This window comes from Aquidulcibacter paucihalophilus (assembly GCA_030285985.1).
In the GTDB taxonomy this organism is placed as follows: domain Bacteria; phylum Pseudomonadota; class Alphaproteobacteria; order Caulobacterales; family Caulobacteraceae; genus Brevundimonas.
Map to the genome: position 1 here is coordinate 1,981,088 of CP127384.1, position 21,384 is coordinate 2,002,471.

Consider the following 21,384-nt stretch of genomic DNA (forward strand, 5'->3'; position numbering starts at 1 on the left):
AGGCGCTAACGCTCGCGACGCGGTCGCTCGCTGCTTGAGCGCGGGGCGTGCGCGAAGCGCCAGGCCGCCCACGGGTCCGACCTTCGGTCGGCCCGAGGACAGGCTCAGGGTCGACAGGGCGGAGCCCTGTGACCGCGGCCTCAACAAGGAGGGCTTTACTCTGATCGAGCTTCTCGTGGCGCTCGCCGTGTTCAGCCTCGCGGCCCTGGCCCTGCTGAACCTGTCGGCCGAGAACACCCGCTCGGCCGCCCGCGTCGAGACCCGCACCCTCGGCGGCATCGTCGCCGAGAACCTCGCCGTCGAGACCATGATCGCCCCCGCCGTCAGCGAAGGCACCACCACCGGCCAGACCCCGCTCGCCGGCCGCCCCTGGACCTGGACCCGCACCGTCGCACCCACCGAAGACCCCGACCTCCTGCGCATCCACATCACCGTCAAAACACCCGAAGGACAGGCCGCAGAACGCACAATCTTCCGCTCGAGAACCCGACCATGAAGCCGCGCGCGGGTTTCACCCTGGTTGAGGTCATGATCTCGCTGATGATCTTCGCCATGCTGGCCGCCGCCGGCGCGGCCGTGTTGAGCGGGGCGATCGACAACCGGTTCGCCATCAAGGCGGCCAGCGATCGCGTAGGCGACCTGCAGCGGATGCGCGGCCTGTTGCGCGCCGACCTCGGCCAGGCCGCGGCCCGGCGCTCGCGCGGCCCGACCGGGCGTCCGACGCCCCAGCCCATCATCGGCGCGACCGCGCCCGGCGAACCGATCCTGGTCCTGAACCGCACCGGCTGGAGCAACCCCGGCGAACAGGCGCGGCCGTCCCTGCAGCGGGTGGAGTACCGGCTCGTCGAGGACCGGCTGGAACGGCGCGCCTCCAGCCATCTGGACGGGGCCCGACCCGGCCCGCCCCAGGTGCTCTACCGCGGCGTGAGCGACGTCACAGTCGAGTTCGTCCGGGACGGAGAGGCGGCGCCCGCCTTCATCTCCAGCATCGACCGCCCCCTGCCCGACGCCGTCCGCATCGGCATGACGATCGAGGGCTATGGACGGGTCGATCAACTGTTCATCGTCGGGAGCGGCCGATGAAGCGGCGCGGGACCGAACGGGAAGGCATGGCACTGCTGACCGTGCTGCTGCTCGTCGCCGTCATGTCCGTGGTCGCCGTCGCGATCCTCGATGACGTGCGCTTCTCCGTTCGCCGCACCGCCAATGTCGAGTTCCAGAGCCAGGCCCAGTGGTATGCGGCCGGGGTCGAAAATCTGGCGCGCGGACAGATCGCACGGCTTGTCTCGGCCGGCCCCGCCCGCACGCCGCTGGAGCCGGTCTGGAACGGGCGGCCGATGGCCTTCCCGATCGACGGCGGGACCCTGACCGCCACGGTCACCGACGGCCAGGCCTGTTTCAACCTCAACAGCCTTGCCCTGGGGGTCGGCGAGGATCTCACGGCGCGCCCGCTCGGGGCGGCGCAGTTCCGGGCCCTCGGCCGGGCCGTCGGCGCGCCCGACAGCCGGATGCGCGCGATCGCAGACGCCCTGACCGACTGGCTGGACGCCGACACCACCCCCTCCCCGCTCGGTGCGGAGGACGGGGCCTATGCCGGTCTGGCCAGCCCCTACCGCACGGGCGGGGTGATGCTGGCCGAGGTCAGCGAGCTGCGCGCGGTCAAGGGTGTGGACGCCGCGACCTACCGCCGCCTGCGGCCCTATCTGTGCGCCCTGCCGACCACGCGTCTGTCGCCCCTGAATGTGAACACCCTGACGCCGGAGCAGGCACCGCTGCTGACCATGCTGACGAACGGCGCGGTCGGACCGGAGCAGGCGCGGGCGGTGATCGCTGCACGGCCCCGCGACGGCTGGGCGGACGCCGCCGCCTTCTGGGCGCAGCCGGCCCTCGCGACGGTCCAGGTGGACCTTGAGGCCCGCGAGCAGGTGACGGTCCTGACCCGCTTCTTCGACCTGCGCGTCGATGTCGAACTGGGCGGCTCCCGTGCCGTCCGCACCGCCTTGCTGGAAGCCGGATCAGACGGGCGTGTGCGCACCGTGATCCAACGCTGGACCCCCGAAGAATGAAACCGACCCGCCTGATCCTGATTCCCGCCCTCGGAAACGAACCGGCCCCCTTCCTCGTGATCGAGGACGGTGTGGTGCGCGACCGCGGTTTGCTTGAGCTGCATCCGGACGCGCCGCCCGAGCCGATGCGGACGGTCGCCATCGTGCCGGGCGCCGAGGTCACGATCCGCTGGCTCGCGCTGCCCGACGGCGGACTGGCCCAGCAGCGCGCCGCCGCCCTCTGGATGCTGAAGGACGAACTGGCGGTGTCGCCCGAACGCCTGGCCGTGGCCCTCGGCCCCCTTCCCCCTGCGGGCCGGCCACGCCTGGCCGCCCTCACCGGGCTTCCCCTGCTTGAGGCCTGGGTCGGCTATCTGGAGGCTCTGGGGGTCAGGCCGGACGTGCTCGTGCCCGACGCCCTGATCGTGCCCGAGCCCGACGCGGACGACCGACTGAACGCCGTGGCGTTCGGAAGCGCCACGGCCCTGCGGGGCCGGGGCTTCGCCGCCAGCGTCCAGCCCGATCTGGTCGAGCTGGTGGCCGGCGCGCGCGCCGTCGATCCCATCACCGACCCGTCCGGAGTCGAGCGCGCCCTGGTCGAGGCGGCCCTGGCACCGCCGGTCAATCTTCTGTCGTCCCGGGAGCGGGTGCGCGGCACCGCGCGCCGGGACTGGAGGCTGGCGTCCGCCCTGGCTGGACTGCTGGTCATGTCCCCCCTGGTCCTGATCGCGGCCGCGGCCGCCCGGGACGATGCCGACGCCCAGGCCGCGACGGTCAGCGCACGCGAAGAGGTCGAACGGGTGGCACCCGATCTGGCGGCCCTTCCGGATCCGGTCGAGGCCTTGCGCCGGCGCGTCCGCGCCGCGCCGCCGCCCGGAGGCGTCATCGGCGCGACCGCCGCCCTGTTCGCCGCCGTGGAAGGGGTGGAAGGCGCGGAGCTGGATCTGTTGATCATCGATCCGGCCGCCGGGATGAAGGCCAGCCTGACCCACGCGGGCTATGAGGACACGCAGACCATCGCCCGGGCGATGCGGGCCAACGGCTTGGAAGTCACGGAGACGGCAGCCCTCGACGACCGCGGCCGCATCGTCAGCGACATCACCATCGGGAGCGCCCGATGAACCGGCTGATCGGACAGGCCGAGGCCTGGTGGGCCGGCCGCACCCTGCGCGAGCGGCGGATGCTCATGGTGATGGCCGGCCTGCTGACGGCGTTCGCCCTCTGGATGGGTCTGGTGCAGCCGGTTCTGGTCTGGAGAGCCGATGCGGCGGAGCGGGCCGAAGCGGCCGCCGGTACACTGGCGGAAGTCCGCGCCGCGGCCGCCTCGTTCAGACCGTCCGGACCATCAGCAAGCCCGCCCCCTGAAGGACTCGAGCCTCTGATCCGGCGCACCGCCGAGGCCGCCGGACTGGAGGTGGTCACGGTGATGAGCGCCTCCGGTCAGCTCGGCTTCCAGCTGTCCAGCGTGGGGTCCGGGCCTCTGTTCGCATGGCTCGGAGCGCTTGAGACCGATCACCGGCTGACGATCTGCAGCCTCGGCGTGACCGAGAACGCCGACGCGACGCTGAACGTGGAGGGGGGACTGGCCTCCGGCCGATGCACCGCCTGATCTGAGCCCCTCAATCGTCCGCAGACGGGGCGAATGTAAAAATTTGGACGTCCAACCGTCGCATAACCTTTACATTAGCGGAAATCGGCGCATTATTTCTCCGGGTCCTGATTGTTTCAGGTGTTCGGGAGAGACTGGATGCGCGTTTTTAACCCCACGATGGCTCTGGTGGCCCTTGCCGCTGCGAGCATTCTGCCGGCCGGCCTGGCGAGCGCCGCCGACAACGGGCAGCCTTCAGCGCGGTCCAATGCCCGCGCGGTCATGATCTGCGGCACGGATGCGGCGACCCGCCGGGCGTTCGCGCGCGAGCATGGCGCTTCGCCGATCTTCGTCACGGCCCGCGAGGCCCTGTCGGTCCGCGCCTCGGATCCGGCCTGGAGCACGCCCCGTTGCATGACGGAGCGGGAGCACGCGCGCTACAGGGATGCCGCGACGACCTTCGCCGTGGTGCGCTGAACGGCCGCCCTGACGGCCGCTCTGCGGCCGCCTGCCCTCACTCCCACTCGATCGTCCCCGGCGGCTTGGACGTGACGTCATAGACGACGCGGTTCACGCCCCGGACCTCATTGACGATGCGGGTGGCGCAGCGGCCCAGGACGTCCCACGGGAATTCAAAGAAGTCGGCGGTCATGCCGTCGGTCGAGGTCACCGCGCGCAGGGCCAGCACCTTCTCATAGGTGCGGGCGTCGCCCATGACGCCGACCGTCTTGACCGGCAGCAGGACCGCAAAGGCCTGCCAGATGCTGTCGTAGAGGCCCGCCTTGCGGATCTCTTCGAGGTAGATGGCGTCGGCCTGCTGCAGGGTCTCGACCGCCTCCGGCGTGATCTCGCCGGGGATGCGGATGGCCAGGCCCGGCCCGGGGAACGGGTGGCGGCCGACGAAGGCGTCGGTCAGGCCGAGCTCGCGGCCGAGGGCGCGGACCTCATCCTTGAACAGTTCGCGCAGGGGCTCGACCAGCTTCAGCTTCATGAAGTCCGGCAGGCCGCCCACATTGTGATGGCTCTTGATGACGTGGGCCTTGCCGCTCGAGGACGAGACGCTCTCGATCACGTCGGGATAGAGGGTGCCCTGGGCGAGGAATTCGGCACCGTCGATCTTGCCGGCCTCGCGGTCGAAGATCTCGATGAAGACCCGGCCGATGGTCTTGCGCTTGGTCTCGGGGTCCGACTGGCCGGCCAGGGCGCCGAGGAATTCCTTCGACGCATCAACGTGGATCAGCGGGATGTTATAGTGCTCGCGGAACAGCGTCGTGACCTGGGTCGCCTCGTCCTTGCGCAGCAGGCCGGTGTCCACGAACACGCAGGTCAGCTGATCGCCGATCGCCTCATGGATCAGGACCGCGGCCACCGAACTGTCAACGCCGCCTGACAGACCGCAGACGACTTTCGCTGACCCCACCTGTTCGCGGATCTTCGCGATCTGCTCGTCGCGATAGGCGGCCATGGTCCAGTCGCCCTTCAGACCGGCGATGCCATGGGTGAAATTCTTCAGCATCGTTGCGCCGCGCGGGGTGTGCATCACCTCGGGGTGGAACTGGACGCCGTAGAAGTGGCGGGTCTCGTCGGCGATGACGGCATAGGGAGAGCCGGCCGAGCTGGCGACCACCTCGAACCCGGCCGGGATGGCGACGATCTTGTCGCCGTGGCTCATCCAGACGGTCTCGTCCTCGCCGACCGGGGCCAGACCGGCCAGCAGGGGCGAGGCCTTCTCGACGGTGATCTCGGCGCGGCCGAACTCGCGGGTGTGGCCGCCCTCGACCTTGCCGCCGAGTTGTTCGCACATGGTCATCTCGCCGTAGCAGATGCCCAGAACGGGGACGCCGGCCTCGAACACGCCCTGTGGCGCGCGCGGGCTGCCTTCCTCGTGCACGCTCTCAGGTCCGCCCGACAGGATGATCGCCTGCGGCTTCATCGACGCCAGCGCAGCTTCGGCCTTGGCGTAGGGATGGATCTCGCAATAGACGCTCGCCTCGCGCAGGCGCCGGGCGATCAACTGGGTGACCTGGCTGCCGAAGTCGACGATCAGGACCTTCTGGTGATCAGCGGGGGCGGTCATGCGGACTCCGTGAGAACAGGCGTGAAATGGTCATGCAACAGGTCGAGGGCCTCGGCCAGCCGGAGATCGATCTCGGCCAGGGCGTCGGTCCAGTGTTCGAGGCGGGACAGGTCGGTGCGGCCGTCCGAGACGCCGCGCAGGCCGATCACCGGCACGCCGAAGCGGGCGGCGGCGCGGACGACGGCGAAGGTCTCCATATCGACCATGTCGGCGTCGACGGCGTCATAGCCGGCACCGGAGACGACGCTCCCGCCGGTGGCCAGCCGGGCGGTCGGCAGGCCCGCGGGGCCATCCCACACGGGCAGGACGGCGGGCAGGCGCGGATAGGGTGTCTCGCCCTTCGGAAAACCGAGCACGCTGGCGTCCATGTCGCGGTAGCTGACCTCGGTCACCCGATAGACGCGGGCGTGATCGAGAGTGCGCGAGCCCGCCGAGCCGAGCGAAACGATCAGGTCCGGCAGGGCGTTCTCGGCCTGCAATGTCGCAAGCGCCGCAGCCACCCCGGCGGCGGCCTCGACGGGACCGACGCCGGTGATCAGCGGACGGATGCGGCTGCGCAGGGCCGGGCCGTATTCAGGCTCTGCGGCCATGACGCAGAGGACGGTCTTCGGACCGAAACGGGAAAGGATCCAGTCCCGGCTCACGCCCGCCGCTCGTAGAGGGCCACGAAGAAGCCGTCGGTCCCGGTCGAGGCGGGCGACAGCCGCAGCCGTCCGCCCGTCGCGGCCCCGGCAAGGCGGGTGCGCGCCGCGTCGGTGAGCGTCGGGGTCGCCAGAACGTCAGCGACCGGCAGAGGCTGGAAACCCTTGTGGGCCGCCTCGAAGGCGTCGGCGACGGCCTCGTTCTCACGCGCCAGCACCGAACAGGTGACATAGACCAGTCGCCCGCCCGGCTTCACCAGCGCGGCGGCCTGACCGAGGATGCGCAGCTGCAGGGCGTGCAGCCGCTCGATCTCGTCGGCCTTCAGCCGCCAGGCGTCCTCGGGACGACGGCGCCAGGCGCCGGAGCCGCTGCAGGGCGCGTCGACGAAGACCAGATCGGCCTTGCCGTTGAACTCCTCGACCCCGCCGCCGTTCTGGCCGATCAGCCGCAGGTCGGCCGCAACGCCCGCGCGGGCGAGGCGCGGCTTGATGTTGTCGAGCCGCTTCTGCACCACGTCGCAGGCGATCAGCCGCATGGGCGCAGCCGCCGGCGTGGACTTTGCCGCCGCCAGTTCGTCAGCACCGGTCGGCGACCAGCCGGCGGGGCTGGGCGCGGCGACCCGCGTCGGATCGGCGGCAGGCAGACCCTGCACCGCCAGCGCCAGCGTCTTGCCGCCGCCGCCCGCGCAATAGTCGACGACGATGCTGTCCGGCGTGAACGACAGGCCGGCCCCGGCCACCCAGGCCGTCAGCTGGCTGCCCTCGTCCTGGATCTCGATGCGGCCGGCGTTGAAGGCGTCCAGCGCCTGGACGTTCGGCGCGGGCTCGGACGGCAGACGCAGGCCGACGGCGGACCAGGGCGTCGGCTGGGGTGTGAGGCCCGTGGCCTTCAACTCGGCCCGGGCGGCCTCGACTGTGGTCTTGGCGGTGTTGACGCGCAGATCGACCGGGGCGCGCGCCATCAGGCCGGCCGCCTCCTCGCTCCAGCGGTCGCCGAAGGTCGCCTTCAGGTCCTCGATAACGAAGGCCGGCAGGTCCGTCGCGGTTTCGGGCAGGTCGCCCTCCCCCGCCGCGATCCGGGCGCGCTCCTGCTTTGACAGCGGCCGCGGGCCATAGCCCTCGCCCGAGTGCAGGGCCTCGATCTCTTCCAGCGACAGATTGTCGAGGAAGGCGAGCGCACCGACGACCAGCGCCCGGCCGTCTTCACGGCCGCCCATGGCGGCGACCAGACGGCCGCGCGCGCGCAGCACCTGATAGACGCGCTCGGCAACGGCGCGGCGGTCACCGGACCCCGCATAGCGGTTGGCGGCACCCCAGGCCTTGATCACCACCTCGGCGGGGGCGCGGCCCTGGGCGATGCTGTCCAGGACGGAGGCGGCGGCGGCGAGACGGGCGGCTGGGGTCAATGCGGGCTTTCAGACGAAAAGGGCGACCAGCACCATGATCAGCCCGGCCAAGGCGGCGAGCCAGGCCAGGGTGCGAACATAGGGCGTGCCGAGGGCGTAGAGCGGCAGATAGATCAGCCGCCCGAAAAGATAGAGATGCGTGCCCCAGAGCGTCAGGGGGCCGCCGTCCTTGCCTGCGACATGCGCCATAATCACGGCGGCGGCGAAGATCGGCAGGGTTTCGAACAGATTGGCCTGGGCGCGCATCAGCCGGCCGGCCAGTTTCCCGGGCGGCGGCGTATCACCGTCGCGGGCGCCGGCGTTCCATTTGATCCCGAGTTCGGCGGTCCGGGCGCTGGCGGCCCAGCCGATCTGGACGATGGCCAGGATCAGCACGAAGGCCAACACGATGAATTCAGGCGTCATATCCATGGCTTGAGCCTCCCCGCTCATCCCTGACGATAGTTGGGTGCCTCGCGCGTGATCATCACGTCGTGGACGTGACTCTCACGCAGCCCGGCACCGGTGATGCGCACGAAACGCGCGCGCTCCTGAAGATCGGCGATGGTCGCCGCGCCGACATAGCCCATGGCCGCCCGCAGGCCGCCGACCATCTGGTGCAGCACGGGGGCGATCGGCCCCTTGTACGGCGTCTGGCCCTCGATGCCCTCGGGCACCAGCTTCTGGGTGTCCTCGACTTCCTTCTGGAAATAGCGGTCAGCCGAACCGGCACCCATGGCCCCGACCGAACCCATACCGCGGTACGACTTGTAGGACCGGCCCTGGTACAGGAAGACCTCGCCCGGGCTCTCGTCGGTGCCGGCGAACATCGACCCCATCATGGCCACCGAGGCCCCGGCCGCGATGGCCTTGGCCAGATCGCCCGAATATTTGATGCCGCCGTCGGCGATGACCGGCGCGCCGGACGCCTTTGCCGCGCGCGCGGCCTCCATGATGGCCGTCAGCTGCGGCACGCCGACGCCCGCAACGATACGGGTGGTGCAGATGCTGCCCGGGCCGATACCGACCTTCACGGCGTCGGCACCCGCATCGATCAGGGCTCGCGCCGCATCATAGGTGGCGACATTGCCGGCGATGATCTGGATGCGGTTGGATTCGCGCTTGATGCGCTCGACGACGCGCGAGACCTGGATCGAATGGCCGTGGGCGGTGTCGATGACCACCACATCCACGCCCGCTTCCGCCAGCGCCATGGCCCGCTCATAGCCCGCGTCGCCGACGGTCGAGGCGGCACCGACCAGCAGCCGGCCCTGATCGTCCTTGGCGGCGTGGGGGTGGGCCTGGGCCTTCTCGATGTCCTTCATCGTGATCAGGCCGGTGGCGCGATAGTCCTCATCGACGACGATGACGCGTTCGATCTTGCGGTCCCGCAGCAGGGCCCGCGCCTCGTCGCGTCCCGCGCCCTCACGCACGGTGACCAGGTCGCCCGTGGTCATCAGTTCGATGGCCTTGCGATTCGGGTCGGTGTCGAACCGCATGTCGCGGTTGGTGAGGATGCCGACCAGCTTGCCGGTCACCGGATCCACGACCGGGAAGCCCGAGATCTTCCGCTTGGCCACGATGGCGCGGATTTCGCCGAGCGTGGTCTGCGGCGTGATGGTCACCGGGTTGATGACCATGCCGCTTTCGTAGCGTTTGACCTCGCGGACCATGTCCGCCTGTTCCTCGACCGTCATGTTGCGGTGAAGGATGCCCAGACCGCCGGCCTGGGCCATGGCGATGGCCAGCCGGCTTTCGGTGACCGTGTCCATGGCGGACGAGGTCAGCGGGATGTTCAGCCTGATGTCGCGGGTGAGCTTCGTCGAGACGTCCGCCTCGGCGGGCATGATCTCTGACGGGCCGGGTTCCAGCAAAACATCGTCGAAGGTGAGCCCTTCGCGTATCTCCATGAGGAGTCTCCGTTTTGCGGGCCGCGTATAGCGGTGTGCGGCATGGAACCGCAAGGGCCGCCCGCCCTTATCGTGACGATAAGAACAATTGGCTTGCCGGATGCGGCGCCCGCCCCACATCTGGATCTCTCATGGTTCGTATGTTCATCAGCACCGCCCGCCGCCTCGCGCTCAAGATCGCGAGCTATGGCGTGATGCACCTGGTGGTCGCCATCCTGGTGGCCTTTGCCATCACGCGCGACTGGCGGGTGGCCCTGGCGGTCGGCGTCGTCGAACCCTTCTTCCAGACCATCGCCTATTCCATCCACGACCGGGTCTGGCACCGGATCGAGCGGCGGCGGATGCTGTCAGGGCTGGAAGAGGCATCGGAAGCCTTTACCGCCCGACTGCAGATCATGGCCCCCGAGGAGCAGACCCGCGCCCACGGCCACGACGGCCACAGCCACGCCCTGCCCCGCTCGCTGAAGCAGATCGCCGCCAAGTCCGTCACCTATGGCGTGATGCATTTCGTGGTCGCCGTGACCGTCGCCTTCGCCCTGACGCGGGACTGGCGGGTGTCGCTGGCCATCGGCATCATCGAGCCGCTGGTCCAGACGGTCTTCTTCACCGTCCACGACCGCATCTGGAGCCGGATCGAGGCCCGCAAGGCGGCCCGGGCGGCGGAGATGGCCGCCGTCTGACCTTCAGGGACGGTAGCCGTAGTCCGAACAGCCGGGCCGCACGTCATCCAGCAGCCCACCGGCGTTCAGACACAGGGCGTCGGAGAGGCCGAGCCGTCCCGTCGCGCCGGGCCCCGCGCTCCAGATCACGCGCCGCTCGCGGACGCCGACCAGCGCCAGACGCGGCGAGCTCCCGCGACGGCCCAGTTTGATGGCGACGATGGCGTAGGCCGGATCGGCGCGATCCCGGAACACCCGCACCCCTCGCTGGCCGCGCGCCAGCGCTTCCGGCGTCTGCGGCAGCTCCGCGCCCGGGCGGAACTGCCGCAGCAGCGCTCCACCCTCGCGTTCGGCCCGCGCATCCTCGGCCGCCTCGGTGGGCCGCGTCGCGACGTAGATCGGCCACAGGGTGATCGCTCCGGCCAGGGCGAGGGCCCAGTCGCCGCTGTTCGACGACGTCGCAGACGGCTCTGACACCAGCCGGCAATCACTCCGCATGACGGCATCCGCGCCGACCACCGGGCCGAGGCGCGAGACCGCGCCAGCGTCATCGCTGACCGGAAGCCGGCCCGGCGAGACCGGCCAGGGCGTGCCCTGGGCCCGACTCCGGCTGAACGCCCGTCCTTCCCTCGCGTTGCGCGGCGAGGGTCGGCTGTCGCTGCGGGGCGGCGTGACATGCACGGAGCGGAGACGACCGTCGACGAACACGAACTGCCCCCGGCTCCCGGCGAGAGGCCAGGGAACGGCCCCCTCTGCAGGCTCGCCGGCCGACGAAACGACCCCGGACAGACAGATCTCCCGTTCGGGCCGAACGCCGAGATCGCCGTGTACGGCGGGTTCACGCCAGAATCGCTGGATCGGGTAGATCTCGACGACCTGTTCGCCGGCCACAATCCGCAACGCTTCGTCCCCGGCGGGATCAGGCCCGGCACCAAGCCGCGCCGCGACCTCCGACGGGGCCAGGCCGACAAGATCAACGACCGGCGTGGAGGTCACGTCGCCGGTCGTCTGCAAGGCGACGGCCAGGGCCAGCGCCGTCAGGCTCATCTGCGGTTCATCGCCACGAGAAACACCTCGGCGCTGTCCTTACGGCTCGATTCCGGTTTGACATATTTCACCGTCTCGAACTCGGCACGCAACCGCGCCAGCACGCCGCCGGCGTCGCCGCCCTGGAAATTCTTCGACACGAAATGCCCGCCCGGCTTGAGCGTGCGGATGGCGAAATCGGCCGCGATCTCGATCAGGGCGATGATCTTCAGGTGGTCGGTCTGGCGGTGGCCGACGGTGTTGTGGGCCATGTCGGAGAGGACCAGGTCGGGCGCGCCGCCCAGCAGGTCCATCATCTGCTGATCGACTCCCGGATGGGTGAAGTCCGCCTGGATCATGATCGCGCCCGGCACCGGTTCGACCGGCAAGAGGTCGACGCCCACCACCGCGACGGCCCCGCGCTTGACCGCTACCTGGGCCCAGCCGCCGGGCGCGGCACCCAGGTCGATGACCCGGCTGCCGTGTTTGATCAGGTGAAACCGGTCGTCGATCTCCAGCAGTTTGAAGGCCGCGCGGCTGCGCCAGCCCTCGGCGCGGGCGCGCTCGGACCATTTGTCGGACAGTTGCCGCTTGATCCACTGCTGGCTGGACATCGACTTGGTGTCCGCGGTCTTCATCTTGGTGCCCATGCCACGGCCGGCGGCGGTGCCGCCCGAGGGCGGGCGCACCATCCGTCTGCGCTCAGCGGGCTTTTCTTCGTCAGTCATCGCATCCACATAGCCGTCAGCGGGTTTGCGGGCTATGGACCCGCGACAATTCACAAGGAGCGCGCCGATGGCCGACCAGACCCTGACCTTCACCCTCGACACCGGCGACGTCGTGATCAAGCTTCGCCCTGACCTGGCCCCCGGCCACGTCGCCCGTATCACCGAGCTGGCCAGCGAAGGTTTCTATGACGGCGTGGTCTTCCACCGCGTCATCGCCGGCTTCATGGCCCAGGGCGGCGATCCGACCGGCACCGGCACCTCGGGCTCCAAGAAGCCGAACCTGAAGGCCGAGTTCTCGAAAGAGCGCCACGCCCGCGGCGTCTGCTCCATGGCCCGCACCTCGGATCCCAACAGCGCCAACAGCCAGTTCTTCATCTGCCTGGACGACGCCTCCTTCCTCGACGGCCAGTACACCGTCTGGGGCGAAGTCATCGAGGGCATGGACCACGTCGACGCCCTGCCCAAGGGCGAGCCGCCGCGTTCGCCGGGCAAGATCGTCAAGGCGACGGTGAACTGAGGCCATGATCTCCGGTGCGGTTCGCGATGAGCTGATCACGCGCTACAGCGAGCCGCACCGGCGCTATCACACCATGGTCCATATCGAGGACTGTCTGGCGCAGGTCGCCGCCTCGACGGACATGGACGAGAACCAACGGGCGTTGATGGACGCCGCGATCTGGTTTCACGACGCGATCTACGACGCGACCCGGAACGACAACGAAGCCGAGAGCGCGAAGCTGGCTGCCGACCGGCTCGCTGCCGAGGGTGCACCGCAGGCGTTCATCGACGAGGTCGTCCGGCTGATTCTGTTGACCTCTGGCCATTCGGTAGAGGCCGGCGACGTCATCGGCGCGCGCCTGGTGTCGATCGATCTTTCGATCCTCGGCGCAGAAGCGGACCGCTATGACGCCTACGCCGCCGCCATCCGCTTCGAGTATGGCCACGTCCCGGAGCCCCTGTACCGGGCCGGGCGCGCCGCCATTCTCGGTCGCTTTCTCGAAGGCGGCCGCCTGTTCGCCGACCCGGTCTGGGCCGAACGATTCGAATCGCAGGCCCGGGCGAACCTGGCCCGCGAGATCGCCGCCCTGACCGCGTGACCGGCTATTCGATCTCGACGACCTCGACGCGGGCGCCGTTCAGCACCAGGGCGATCTCGCCGCGTTTGAGCTTCAGCGCATCCTCGCCGAACAGCTGACGCCGCCAGCCCTTGAGGGCGTCGATGTCGGCGGCGTCGTCGAGGGCGATCTTTTCCAGATCAGCGACGTTGGCGATCAGCTTGGTCGCCACCCCGGCATTGTCGCTCTTCGCCTTCAGCAGCACCTTCAGCAGTTCCACCACCGACGGCGGGGCAGGCTGGTTGTGGGCCGGACGGTCCAGCTTGGGCGCATGGGCCTCCGGATCCGCCAGCACCCGCTTCAGCTCGGCCGACAGCTCCAGCCCGAGGCGCGAGGCGCCGAAGCCCTTGGGCACGGAGCGCAGGCGGTTGAAGGCATCCGGATCGGTCGGGGCCTGGGCCGCGATCTCGTCAATGGCCTCGTCCTTGAGGATTCGCCCGCGCGGCTGGTCGCGGTCCTGCGCCGTGCGCTCGCGCCAGACGGCGGTGGCGACGAAGGCGGCGAGGTATTTGGCCGACCATTTCTTGGGCTTCAGCCGCTTCCACGCCTTTTCCGGGTCGGTGTCGTAGAGGGCCGGATCGGTCAGATCCTCCATCTCGGCCATGACCCAGTCGAGCCGGCCTTCCTTCTGCAGCCGGTCGCGCAGCTTGGGATACAGGGCGGCCAGATGGGTCACATCGCCCAGCGCATAGACCAGCTGGGCCTCCGACAGGGGCCGGCGGGCCCAGTCGGTGAACCGGCTGCCCTTGTCGACTTCCTGGCGCAGCATCTGGCGGACCAGCGCCTCATAGGACACCTGGTCGCCGAAACCGGCGGCCATGGCGGCGACCTGGGTGTCGAACATCGGCTTGGGCATGGCGCCCAGCTTGACGAAGATTTCGGTGTCCTGACGCGCCGCATGGAAGACCTTGATGATCTTCGGGTCGCGCAGCAGGTCGAGGAAGGGCTCGAGGTCCAGTCCCTCGGCCATCGGGTCAATGATGGCGGCGTCCGTGGCCGACGCGGCCTGGATCAGGCACAGGCGCGGCCAATAGGTCGTCTCCCGCATGAACTCGGTGTCGACGGTGATGAAGGGCTGGTCGGCCAGGCGTTCGCAGAATGCGCGAAGCGCCTCGGTGGTGGTGATCGGCGTCATTCGGATGCTATAGCCCCGCGCGATGTGGTTGTGGCAAGAGCCGCCGCAGAAATCCGCCCACTGATTCAGGCCCGTGACCGATGAGCGACACCCCCGAGAGCCTGCGTAAAGGCCTGACCTATGCCGATGCCGGCGTGGATATCGACGCCGGCGAGATGCTGGTGGACGCGATCAAGCCGCTGGCGAAGTCGACCCGGCGGCCCGGCGCGGAGGCCTCGCTGGGAGGATTCGGGGCCCTGTTCGACCTCAAGGCGGCCGGATTCGAGGACCCGCTGATCGTCGCCACCACTGACGGCGTCGGCACCAAGCTGAAGATCGCCATCGAGACCGGCCGGCATGACGGGGTCGGAATCGATCTGGTCGCCATGTGCGTCAACGACCTGCTGGCCCAGGGTGCCGAGCCGCTGCTGTTCCTCGACTACTACGCCACCGGCAAGCTCGAGATCGATGCCGCCAAACGCGTCGTGGCCGGGATCGCCGAAGGCTGCCGTCAGGCCGGCTGCGCCCTCGTCGGCGGCGAGACGGCCGAGATGCCCGGCATGTATGCCGGCGGCGACTATGACCTGGCGGGCTTCTCGCTCGGCGCGGTCGAGCGTGGACACGCCCTGCCCTACCTCGACCGTCAGGCCGCAGGCGACATCATCATCGGCCTCGCCTCCTCGGGCCCGCACTCGAACGGCTATTCGCTGATCCGCAAGGTGGTGGAGAAGTCCGGTCTGGCGTGGGGCGACGACGCCCCCTTCGCCCGCGACCGCACCCTGGCCCAGGCGCTGATGGAGCCGACCCGAATCTATGTGAAGCCCGTCCTGCCCCTGATGAAGGCCGGCCTGATCAAGGGTGCGGCCCACATCACCGGCGGCGGCCTGATCGAGAATCCGCCCCGCTGCATCGCCGAGGGTCTTCAGGCGTCGTTCGACTGGAACGCCTGGCCGGTGCCGCATGTGTTCCAGTGGCTGGGCGAGGTCGGCGGAATTTCGGATCACGAACTGCGCCGCACCTTCAACTGCGGCATCGGCTTCATCCTGATCGTCTCGCCCGAAAACGCCGAGCCCGTGCTGGAAGGCCTGCTCAACGCCGGCGAAGCCGCCTTCGTCTGCGGCCAGCTGGAAGCCGCCTAGGAGCCTTCGGCGTCCAGGCTGCTGAACGTCACCCGGACAAGGGCCGCCGCGCCGGGGTTCTGCCGCAGCGAGACCGTGATCCCGGCCTTGGTCCAGATGGGACGGTTGGCCGGCAGCCCCGCCTCCGGTGCAAAGCCCTGGTCACGCATGACCGGCAGTATGGACGCCTTCGCGGCGTCGAAACCGCCGCGTCGCGCCTGGATCACGCAGACCCGGTTGAGATTGCCGTCGGCGACGCTGCCCTCGGTCGTCAGACGCAGCAGATGGGCCTGGTCCTCGCTCTGGAAGGTGCGGGTGTCGGCTTCCGGCGCGGGTGTCTCGACAAAGCCGAGGAACTCGAGCGCGGCGGTATCGCTGGTCTCACCGGTCACATAGGGCAGGCAGACGTCGGTCAGGATGCTGCGTGTCACGTCAGGGGGCGGCGCAGCGCTCGTGAACACTGCGGCGGCGAGAGCAAGGGCAAGCATGGGCGAACTCCGGAGCGGCGGCCGCACTGTTTCCGAGGCCGTCGCCAAGCGCAAGCATCCCCCGCGCCCGCGGCCGTTGACCCGGCCCGACCCGCCCGGCAAGGTCCGCGCCTTCCGTAGTTCGTGAGGTCGCCGATGCGTGCGCTGTCTATCGCCCTGGTCGGAGCGATCCTGGCTTCGGCCCCTGCCGCAGCCCAGACCGTCGAGGAACAGGCCCTTCTGCACCAGCTGACGGGAGAGATCAGACCCGAGCGGATGCGCGCCGATATCGAGGCCCTTGTCGGTTTCGGCACCCGTCACACCATGTCCGAGACCCTCTCCGACACCCGCGGCATCGGGGCCGCGCGGCGTTGGGCCCAGCGCGAGTTCGAGGCGATCAGCCGCGACTGCGGCGGCTGCCTGACGATCGTGACGCCGTCTGACACCGTCACCGCGGCCCGGGTGCCGACACCGACCGAGGTGGTGAACATCGTCGCCATCCAGCGGGGTACGGGCGACCCCAACCGGGTCATCATCATCTCCGGCCACATCGACAGCCGTGTCACCGACGTGATGAATTTCACCGCCGACGCCCCCGGCGCCAATGACGACGCCTCGGGTGTGGCCGCCGTGCTCGAGGCCGCGCGGGTCCTCTCGAAACACAGCTTTGACGCCACCCTCGTCTTCGCCGCCCTGTCCGGCGAGGAACAGGGCCTGCTCGGCGGCAAGATCCTGGCCGACTACGCCCAGGCCCAGGGCTGGCGGGTCGAGGCCAATCTGAACAACGACATCGTCGGCAATTCCGAAGGCCAGTCGGGCGTCCGGGACACCACCCGCGTCCGCGTCTTTTCGGAAGGCACCAAGACCGTCGAGACCGAGGCCCAGGAAGAGCGCCGGCGCTACAACGGCGGCGAGGTCGATTCCTCGTACCGCAACCTGGCCCGGTTCGTGGACGGACTGGCCGACCGCTATCTGGCCAATTTCGACGTCGAGATGATCTATCGCACCGACCGTTACGGCCGCGGCGGCGATCAGGTCGAGATGCTGCGCCACGGCTTCCCCGCTGTCCGCATCTCCGAAGGTGCCGAGAACTACGACCGCCAGCATCAGGACCTGCGCACCGAGAACGGCGTGGAATACGGCGACACCATCGAGGGCGTGGACTTCGACTATCTGGGCCAGGTCGCGCGGCTGAACATCGTCGCCATGGCCGCCCTCGCCAACGCGCCCGCCAGCCCGCTGGGCGTGACCATCGAGGGCGCGGTCAAGCCCGACACCACCGTGAAATGGCGGGCCGTGCCCGGTGCCGCCGGCTATCGCGTCTGGTGGCGCTCGACCACCGCGCCGCAATGGACCCACAGCCGCTGGGCGGGATCGGCGACCGAGCTGGTGCTGCCGGGGATCGTCATCGACGACTACTTCTTCGGGGTCTCGGCCGTGTCGGACGACGGCTATGAGAGCCCGGTCGTCTTCCCCGGACCGGCAGGATCCTTCGTCTCGGTCGGCGACCCGGCCCCTCGCCCGGCGCAATGAGCGCCCGCCGACGGGTCGCCGTCCTGATTTCCGGTGCCGGCTCGAACATGGCCGCCCTGATCGACGCGGCCGGGCCGTCCGATGCGCCGTTCGAGGTGGTCCTTGTCCTGTCGAACAAGGCGGACGCCGGCGGCCTGGCTGTCGCGCAGGCCAGGGGCGTGGCCACGGCAGTGGTCGACCACGCCGCCTTCGGCAAGGACCGTGCAGCGCACGAACAGGCGATCCAGACCGTGCTGGAAGCCCACGGCGTCGAGGTCGTGGCGCTCGCCGGCTATATGCGGCTGCTGACGCCCTTCCTCGTCGGGCGCTGGGCCGGCCGGATGCTGAACATTCATCCCAGCCTGCTGCCGAAATACCCGGGACTGGACACCCACGCGCGCGCCATCGCCGCCGGCGACGCCGAGGCCGGCTGCACCGTGCATCTGGTCACCGAGGGCGTCGACGAGGGCCCGGTACTGGGGCAGGCCGCCGTGCCCGTACTCGCAGACGATACACCCGCCTCGCTGGCGCAGCGCGTGCTGGCCGCCGAGCACACCCTCTATCCGCAGGCCCTCAGCGCCTTCTGCCGGGTGCCAGATTAGAAGTTCGTAATCTCACGCAATTTCCGGCGACAGCCGCGGAAGCCTGAGGCAGCGTGCCGCCGAAATTCAAACGGGGGCATCCATGCTCAAATCCAAACTCCTGGCCTGCGCCGCCGGCGTCGCCCTCCTGTTCGCCGCCGGCGCAGTCACGGCCCAGACGGCGCCGCCGATCGTGGAAATTCCGGCGACCGACCAGGCCCGGATCGGCGCCTTCGGCCTCGACACCGATGGCATGGACACCTCGATCCGACCGGGTGCCGACTTCAACCGCTATGCGAGCGGCGTCTATCTGGCCAACACCCCGATCCCCGCCGACAAGGCGTCGTTCGGCGTGTTCGACATGCTCTACGAGGGGTCGCAGGACAATCTGAAGATCCTGATCGAGGAGAGCGCCGCCAATCCGGGGGCCAGCCCCGACGCGGCCCGGATCGGTGCCTTCTACGGCAGCTTCATGGACGAGGCGACGGTCGAGCGCCTCGGCGCCGGCCCGCTTGAGGCCGATCTGGCCGAGGTCCGCGCCGCCGACACCCGCGAGGAAATCGCCGCCCTGATGGGTCGTACCCAGGGTGGCTTCGGCTCCAGCCTGTTCGGCGTCTATATCGCCGAGGACCTGAAGCAGCCGGATCTGCACAGCGCCTATATCGTCCAGGGCGGCCTCGGCCTGCCGGACCGCGACTACTATCTGGAAGAGGCCTTCTCCGGCCAGCGGGAGGCCTACCGCGTCTATGTGGTCAAGGCGCTGCAACTGGCCGGCTGGCCCGCGCCTGAACAGGCCGCCGCCGACATCATCGCCTTCGAGACGCGGATCGCCGGACAGCATTGGACCCAGGTCCAGAACCGCGACATCGAGGCCGGCTACAAACCGACCACCGTCGCAGACCTGGGCACCCAGGCCCCCGGTTTTGACTGGGTGGCCTGGTCCGGGGCTGCGGGCATCGCTGGCGCGAACCGCCTCGTCAGCTCCAACGACACCGCCTTCCCGGGCATGGCGCGGGTCTTCTCCGAGACCCCGGTCGAGACCCTTCAATCCTGGCAGGCCTTCCACATCATCGACCAGGCCTCGCCCTATCTGTCGCAGGCCTTCGTCGACGCGCGCTTCGACTTCTATGGCAAGGCGCTGAACGGCCAGCCGGAGAACCGGCCCCGCTGGAAACGCGGTGTCTCGCTGGTCGACGGCTCGCTGGGCGAGGTGCTCGGTCGTGAATACGTCGCGCGCCACTTCCCCGCCGAGTCCAAGGCCCAGATGGAGGCCCTCGTCGCCAACCTGCGCCGCGCCATGACCGCGCGCATCGAGGCGCTCGACTGGATGAGCCCGGAAACGCGCCAGCAGGCGCTCTACAAGATGAGCCGCTTCGGGGTGAAGATCGGCTATCCCGATCAGTGGCGCAGCTACGACGGCCTGCGGCTGGTCGAAGGCGACCTCTACGGCAATGTCGAGCGCTCGTCGGCCTTCGAATGGGCTTACAGCGTCGCCAAGGTCAACGAGCCGGTCGATCCGCTGGAGTGGGCCATGACGCCACAGACCGTGAACGCCTACTACAACCCGCCGCGCAACGAGATCGTCTTCCCGGCGGCCATCCTGCAGGCACCCTTCTTCGATCCCAATGCCGATCCGGCCATCAACTACGGCGGCATCGGCGCGGTCATCGGCCACGAGATCACCCACGGCTTCGACGACCAGGGCCGCAAGGTCGACGGCGACGGCGTGCTGCGCGACTGGTGGACCGCCGAGGACGCGGCCAAGTTCGAGGAACGCGCCCGCGTGCTGGGGGCCCAGTACTCGGCCCTCAGCCCGTTCGAAGGGACCAACGTCAACGGCGACCTGACCATGGGCGAGAACATCGCCGACCTGGGCGGCCTGCTGCTGGCGCTGGACGCCTACCACCTGTCGCTGAACGGGGCCGAGGCCCCGGTGATCAACGGCCTGACCGGCGATCAGCGCGTCTTCCTCGGCTGGGCCCAGGTCTGGCGTGAGAACTCGCGTGACGAGGCCCTGCGCCAACAGGTCACCGTCGATCCGCACGCGCCGGCCCAGTACCGGGCCGCGGTGCCGCCGCGCAATATCGACGCCTGGTACGCCGCCTTCGGCGTCCAGCCCGGCGACGAACAATACCTCGCCCCCGAGGCCCGCGCCCGTATCTGGTAGGCGAAGCCCTGCACAAACGACGACGGCCCCGGCGAGCGATCGCCGGGGCCGTTTTCGTTCAGGGACGCCGGGCCCTCGCTTCCGCCCCGGCCACCAGCAGGGCGAGGACCGACACGACCCCGAAGGCCGGCCACAACGCCAGGACGTCAAAGCGCAGGAAACTGACCGCCCCGATCGCCCCGCCGGTCGCCAGCCCCAGCCACAGCATCAGGAACGGGACCCAGTCCCAGCGCGCGCCGCCATGCAGGGCGGTGGCGATCCGCTGGCCCATCCGGACCAGGGTGCCGGTCATATAGGTCAGGCCGACCCCGACATCGCCCTGGCGCTGGAACACGGCGTTCTCCACGCCCATGGCCATGACCACGGCCACCATGCCCAGCTCGCGCCAGCCGGCGGTGCACAGGCCCGCGCCGGTCAGCAGCAGGACCGCCTCAACCGCCAGCACAGCCGACCGCCGTTCCTCGCCGAAGCGCCGCGCAACGGTCGCACCCGCGACCACCCCGACCACGAACAGGGCGATCAGCCCGAAGGCGATCGCCGCCTGGTCCCATTCCCCCAGCGCCAGGCCGACGCCCAGCCGGGTAGAGTTGCCGCTCATGAAGGAGACGAAGAAGCCGCCCAGGGTCATGAACCCCACGGCGTCGACATAGCCGGCGAGGGCCGACAGGGTCGCGGCCAGCATCACGCCCTTGCGGCTGTAGTCCTTCACGGCGATTCCCCGTTGAAGTCCCAGCCTGACACGAAAACGGCCGGATCGTCACCGATCCGGCCGCCGTCAGTCGATTTGGCCAGAGGCCTTAGCCGACGATCTGGTCGTCCGTGAAGAACTGGGCGATCTCGATGCCGGCGTTCTCGAGGCTGTCCGAGCCGTGGACCGAGTTTTCACCGATCGACAGGGCGAACAGCTTGCGGATCGTGCCGTCAGCCGCGTCCTTCGGGTTGGTGGCGCCCATGACTTCGCGATAAGCAGCGACGGCGTTCGGGCCTTCCAAGACCTGAACGACGACCGGCTCGGCGGTCATCTGGCCGACCAGCTCGCCGTAGAACGGGCGCTCGGCGTGGACTTCGTAGAATTTCTTGGCTTGCGCGTCGGTCAGATGCACGCGGCGCTGGGCCACGATGCGCAGGCCGGCGCCCTCGATCACGGCGTTGATCGCGCCGGTCAGGTTGCGGCGCGTGGCGTCGGGCTTGATGATCGAGAAGGTGCGTTCGGTCATGGGAGTGACTTCTTGTTGGGAGATTGAAGGTCGC

Annotated in this window: 24 protein-coding genes; 13 read left to right on the top strand and 11 right to left on the bottom strand. The window is 69.4% G+C overall.

The features are described from left to right. The first annotated feature begins 34 nt into the window (after positions 1-34). The 6 genes from gspI (at position 35) to KB221_09690 (ending at position 4,110) form a co-directional block, all read left to right on the top strand. Entirely contained in the window at positions 35-496 is a 462-nt protein-coding gene (gspI, locus tag KB221_09665) for a type II secretion system minor pseudopilin GspI (protein ID WIY68366.1), read from the top strand. Then, entirely contained in the window at positions 493-1,083 is a 591-nt protein-coding gene (gene gspJ, locus KB221_09670) for a type II secretion system minor pseudopilin GspJ (GenBank protein ID WIY68367.1), read from the top strand. The genes gspI and gspJ overlap by 4 nt, the downstream gene beginning before the upstream one ends. A 26-nt stretch (positions 1,084-1,109) precedes the next feature. After that, on the top strand, positions 1,110-2,066 hold the full coding sequence (gene gspK / locus KB221_09675; GenBank protein WIY68368.1) for a type II secretion system minor pseudopilin GspK: 957 nt from the start codon (positions 1,110-1,112) through the stop codon (positions 2,064-2,066). Continuing rightward, the gene (gene gspL, locus KB221_09680) at positions 2,063-3,166 is read left to right on the top strand and encodes a type II secretion system protein GspL (protein WIY68369.1); all 1,104 of its coding nucleotides are present in this window, start codon (positions 2,063-2,065) and stop codon (positions 3,164-3,166) included. The genes gspK and gspL overlap by 4 nt, the downstream gene beginning before the upstream one ends. Continuing rightward, positions 3,163-3,654, top strand: coding sequence for a type II secretion system protein GspM (gene gspM / locus KB221_09685; protein ID WIY68370.1), 492 nt, complete (start codon positions 3,163-3,165; stop codon positions 3,652-3,654). Before gspL ends, gspM begins: the two co-directional genes overlap by 4 nt. A gap of 138 nt (positions 3,655-3,792) precedes the next feature. Next, positions 3,793-4,110 (top strand): hypothetical protein, encoded by a 318-nt coding sequence (locus KB221_09690; GenBank protein ID WIY68371.1) that lies wholly within the window; start codon positions 3,793-3,795, stop codon positions 4,108-4,110. Positions 4,111-4,147: 37 nt separating this feature from the next. On the opposite strand, the gene guaA is transcribed toward KB221_09690, so the two are convergent. The 5 genes from guaA to guaB are packed head-to-tail and all read right to left on the bottom strand — an operon-like array spanning position 4,148 to position 9,646. Continuing rightward, positions 4,148-5,710, bottom strand: coding sequence for a glutamine-hydrolyzing GMP synthase (gene guaA / locus KB221_09695; protein WIY68372.1), 1,563 nt, complete (start codon positions 5,708-5,710; stop codon positions 4,148-4,150). Further along, positions 5,707-6,300 (bottom strand): 5'-methylthioadenosine/S-adenosylhomocysteine nucleosidase, encoded by a 594-nt coding sequence (locus KB221_09700; GenBank protein ID WIY68373.1) that lies wholly within the window; start codon positions 6,298-6,300, stop codon positions 5,707-5,709. The genes guaA and KB221_09700 overlap by 4 nt, the downstream gene beginning before the upstream one ends. A gap of 50 nt (positions 6,301-6,350) precedes the next feature. Continuing rightward, complete coding sequence (locus tag KB221_09705; GenBank protein WIY68374.1) at positions 6,351-7,757, bottom strand: RsmB/NOP family class I SAM-dependent RNA methyltransferase; 1,407 nt, start codon at positions 7,755-7,757, stop codon at positions 6,351-6,353. A 9-nt stretch (positions 7,758-7,766) separates the two neighbouring features. Continuing rightward, positions 7,767-8,168, bottom strand: a complete 402-nt coding sequence (locus tag KB221_09710) for an MAPEG family protein (protein WIY68375.1) — start codon at positions 8,166-8,168, stop codon at positions 7,767-7,769. A gap of 17 nt (positions 8,169-8,185) precedes the next feature. After that, the gene (gene guaB / locus KB221_09715; GenBank protein WIY68376.1) at positions 8,186-9,646 is read right to left on the bottom strand and encodes an IMP dehydrogenase; all 1,461 of its coding nucleotides are present in this window, start codon (positions 9,644-9,646) and stop codon (positions 8,186-8,188) included. Positions 9,647-9,777: 131 nt separating this feature from the next. Here guaB and KB221_09720 point away from each other — a divergent pair, with 131 nt between their 5' ends. Next, entirely contained in the window at positions 9,778-10,326 is a 549-nt protein-coding gene (locus KB221_09720; GenBank protein ID WIY68377.1) for a DUF2061 domain-containing protein, read from the top strand. Positions 10,327-10,329: 3 nt separating this feature from the next. On the opposite strand, the gene KB221_09725 is transcribed toward KB221_09720, so the two are convergent. Together KB221_09725 and KB221_09730 are read right to left on the bottom strand one after the other, a co-directional pair. Then, positions 10,330-11,352: a hypothetical protein gene (locus KB221_09725; GenBank protein WIY68378.1), complete on the bottom strand. Its 1,023-nt coding sequence runs from the start codon at positions 11,350-11,352 to the stop codon at positions 10,330-10,332. Beyond that, complete coding sequence (locus KB221_09730) at positions 11,349-12,059, bottom strand: RlmE family RNA methyltransferase (GenBank protein WIY68379.1); 711 nt, start codon at positions 12,057-12,059, stop codon at positions 11,349-11,351. The genes KB221_09725 and KB221_09730 overlap by 4 nt, the downstream gene beginning before the upstream one ends. A gap of 34 nt (positions 12,060-12,093) precedes the next feature. Between KB221_09730 and KB221_09735 the strand changes: the two genes are divergently transcribed. Together KB221_09735 and KB221_09740 are read left to right on the top strand one after the other, a co-directional pair. Further along, positions 12,094-12,576: a peptidylprolyl isomerase gene (locus tag KB221_09735; protein ID WIY68380.1), complete on the top strand. Its 483-nt coding sequence runs from the start codon at positions 12,094-12,096 to the stop codon at positions 12,574-12,576. A gap of 4 nt (positions 12,577-12,580) precedes the next feature. Next, on the top strand, positions 12,581-13,156 hold the full coding sequence (locus KB221_09740) for a phosphohydrolase (protein WIY68381.1): 576 nt from the start codon (positions 12,581-12,583) through the stop codon (positions 13,154-13,156). A 4-nt stretch (positions 13,157-13,160) separates the two neighbouring features. Here the strand turns inward: KB221_09740 and rnd are convergent, their stop codons facing one another. Beyond that, positions 13,161-14,309, bottom strand: a complete 1,149-nt coding sequence (gene rnd, locus KB221_09745) for a ribonuclease D (protein WIY68382.1) — start codon at positions 14,307-14,309, stop codon at positions 13,161-13,163. A gap of 80 nt (positions 14,310-14,389) precedes the next feature. Here rnd and purM point away from each other — a divergent pair, with 80 nt between their 5' ends. Next, positions 14,390-15,427 carry a phosphoribosylformylglycinamidine cyclo-ligase gene (purM, locus tag KB221_09750; protein WIY68383.1) on the top strand — a complete coding sequence of 346 codons (1,038 nt, stop codon included), beginning with the start codon at positions 14,390-14,392 and terminating at the stop codon, positions 15,425-15,427. Here purM and KB221_09755 read toward each other — a convergent pair. Next, the gene (locus tag KB221_09755) at positions 15,424-15,894 is read right to left on the bottom strand and encodes a hypothetical protein (GenBank protein ID WIY68384.1); all 471 of its coding nucleotides are present in this window, start codon (positions 15,892-15,894) and stop codon (positions 15,424-15,426) included. The genes purM and KB221_09755 overlap by 4 nt on opposite strands. Positions 15,895-16,029: 135 nt before the next feature. On the opposite strand from KB221_09755, the gene KB221_09760 reads away from it, so the two are divergent. The 3 genes from KB221_09760 to KB221_09770 all read left to right on the top strand — a co-directional run bounded on the left by KB221_09760 (position 16,030) and on the right by KB221_09770 (position 20,133). Then, a complete protein-coding gene (locus tag KB221_09760; GenBank protein WIY68385.1) occupies positions 16,030-17,406 on the top strand; it encodes a M20/M25/M40 family metallo-hydrolase in 1,377 nt (458 codons plus the stop codon). Further along, entirely contained in the window at positions 17,403-17,987 is a 585-nt protein-coding gene (gene purN, locus KB221_09765; protein WIY68386.1) for a phosphoribosylglycinamide formyltransferase, read from the top strand. Before KB221_09760 ends, purN begins: the two co-directional genes overlap by 4 nt. 82 nt (positions 17,988-18,069) lie before the next feature. Next, positions 18,070-20,133 carry a M13-type metalloendopeptidase gene (locus tag KB221_09770; protein WIY68387.1) on the top strand — a complete coding sequence of 688 codons (2,064 nt, stop codon included), beginning with the start codon at positions 18,070-18,072 and terminating at the stop codon, positions 20,131-20,133. 58 nt (positions 20,134-20,191) lie between these two features. Here KB221_09770 and KB221_09775 read toward each other — a convergent pair whose 3' ends face one another. Continuing rightward, a complete protein-coding gene (locus tag KB221_09775) occupies positions 20,192-20,842 on the bottom strand; it encodes a YoaK family protein (protein ID WIY68388.1) in 651 nt (216 codons plus the stop codon). Positions 20,843-20,930: 88 nt separating this feature from the next. Next, complete coding sequence (ndk, locus tag KB221_09780; protein WIY68389.1) at positions 20,931-21,350, bottom strand: nucleoside-diphosphate kinase; 420 nt, start codon at positions 21,348-21,350, stop codon at positions 20,931-20,933. Between the last annotated feature and the right edge of the window lie 34 nt (positions 21,351-21,384).

What these genes read in the sequence shown, in the direction of transcription:
- gspJ (WIY68367.1), top strand. Translation starts at nt 493, where the DNA reads ATGAAGCCGCGCGCGGGTTTCACCCTGGTTGAGGTCATGATCTCGCTG.
- gspK (WIY68368.1), top strand. Translation starts at nt 1,110, where the DNA reads ATGGCACTGCTGACCGTGCTGCTGCTCGTCGCCGTCATGTCCGTGGTC.
- gspL (WIY68369.1), top strand. Translation starts at nt 2,063, where the DNA reads ATGAAACCGACCCGCCTGATCCTGATTCCCGCCCTCGGAAACGAACCG.
- gspM (WIY68370.1), top strand. Translation starts at nt 3,163, where the DNA reads ATGAACCGGCTGATCGGACAGGCCGAGGCCTGGTGGGCCGGCCGCACC.
- KB221_09690 (WIY68371.1), top strand. Translation starts at nt 3,793, where the DNA reads ATGCGCGTTTTTAACCCCACGATGGCTCTGGTGGCCCTTGCCGCTGCG.
- guaA (WIY68372.1), bottom strand. Translation starts at nt 5,710, where the DNA reads ATGACCGCCCCCGCTGATCACCAGAAGGTCCTGATCGTCGACTTCGGC.
- KB221_09700 (WIY68373.1), bottom strand. Translation starts at nt 6,300, where the DNA reads ATGGCCGCAGAGCCTGAATACGGCCCGGCCCTGCGCAGCCGCATCCGT.
- KB221_09710 (WIY68375.1), bottom strand. Translation starts at nt 8,168, where the DNA reads ATGGATATGACGCCTGAATTCATCGTGTTGGCCTTCGTGCTGATCCTG.
- guaB (WIY68376.1), bottom strand. Translation starts at nt 9,646, where the DNA reads ATGGAGATACGCGAAGGGCTCACCTTCGACGATGTTTTGCTGGAACCC.
- KB221_09720 (WIY68377.1), top strand. Translation starts at nt 9,778, where the DNA reads ATGGTTCGTATGTTCATCAGCACCGCCCGCCGCCTCGCGCTCAAGATC.
- KB221_09725 (WIY68378.1), bottom strand. Translation starts at nt 11,352, where the DNA reads ATGAGCCTGACGGCGCTGGCCCTGGCCGTCGCCTTGCAGACGACCGGC.
- KB221_09730 (WIY68379.1), bottom strand. Translation starts at nt 12,059, where the DNA reads ATGACTGACGAAGAAAAGCCCGCTGAGCGCAGACGGATGGTGCGCCCG.
- KB221_09735 (WIY68380.1), top strand. Translation starts at nt 12,094, where the DNA reads ATGGACCCGCGACAATTCACAAGGAGCGCGCCGATGGCCGACCAGACC.
- KB221_09740 (WIY68381.1), top strand. Translation starts at nt 12,581, where the DNA reads ATGATCTCCGGTGCGGTTCGCGATGAGCTGATCACGCGCTACAGCGAG.
- rnd (WIY68382.1), bottom strand. Translation starts at nt 14,309, where the DNA reads ATGACGCCGATCACCACCACCGAGGCGCTTCGCGCATTCTGCGAACGC.
- purM (WIY68383.1), top strand. Translation starts at nt 14,390, where the DNA reads ATGAGCGACACCCCCGAGAGCCTGCGTAAAGGCCTGACCTATGCCGAT.
- KB221_09755 (WIY68384.1), bottom strand. Translation starts at nt 15,894, where the DNA reads ATGCTTGCCCTTGCTCTCGCCGCCGCAGTGTTCACGAGCGCTGCGCCG.
- KB221_09760 (WIY68385.1), top strand. Translation starts at nt 16,030, where the DNA reads ATGCGTGCGCTGTCTATCGCCCTGGTCGGAGCGATCCTGGCTTCGGCC.
- purN (WIY68386.1), top strand. Translation starts at nt 17,403, where the DNA reads ATGAGCGCCCGCCGACGGGTCGCCGTCCTGATTTCCGGTGCCGGCTCG.
- KB221_09770 (WIY68387.1), top strand. Translation starts at nt 18,070, where the DNA reads ATGCTCAAATCCAAACTCCTGGCCTGCGCCGCCGGCGTCGCCCTCCTG.
- ndk (WIY68389.1), bottom strand. Translation starts at nt 21,350, where the DNA reads ATGACCGAACGCACCTTCTCGATCATCAAGCCCGACGCCACGCGCCGC.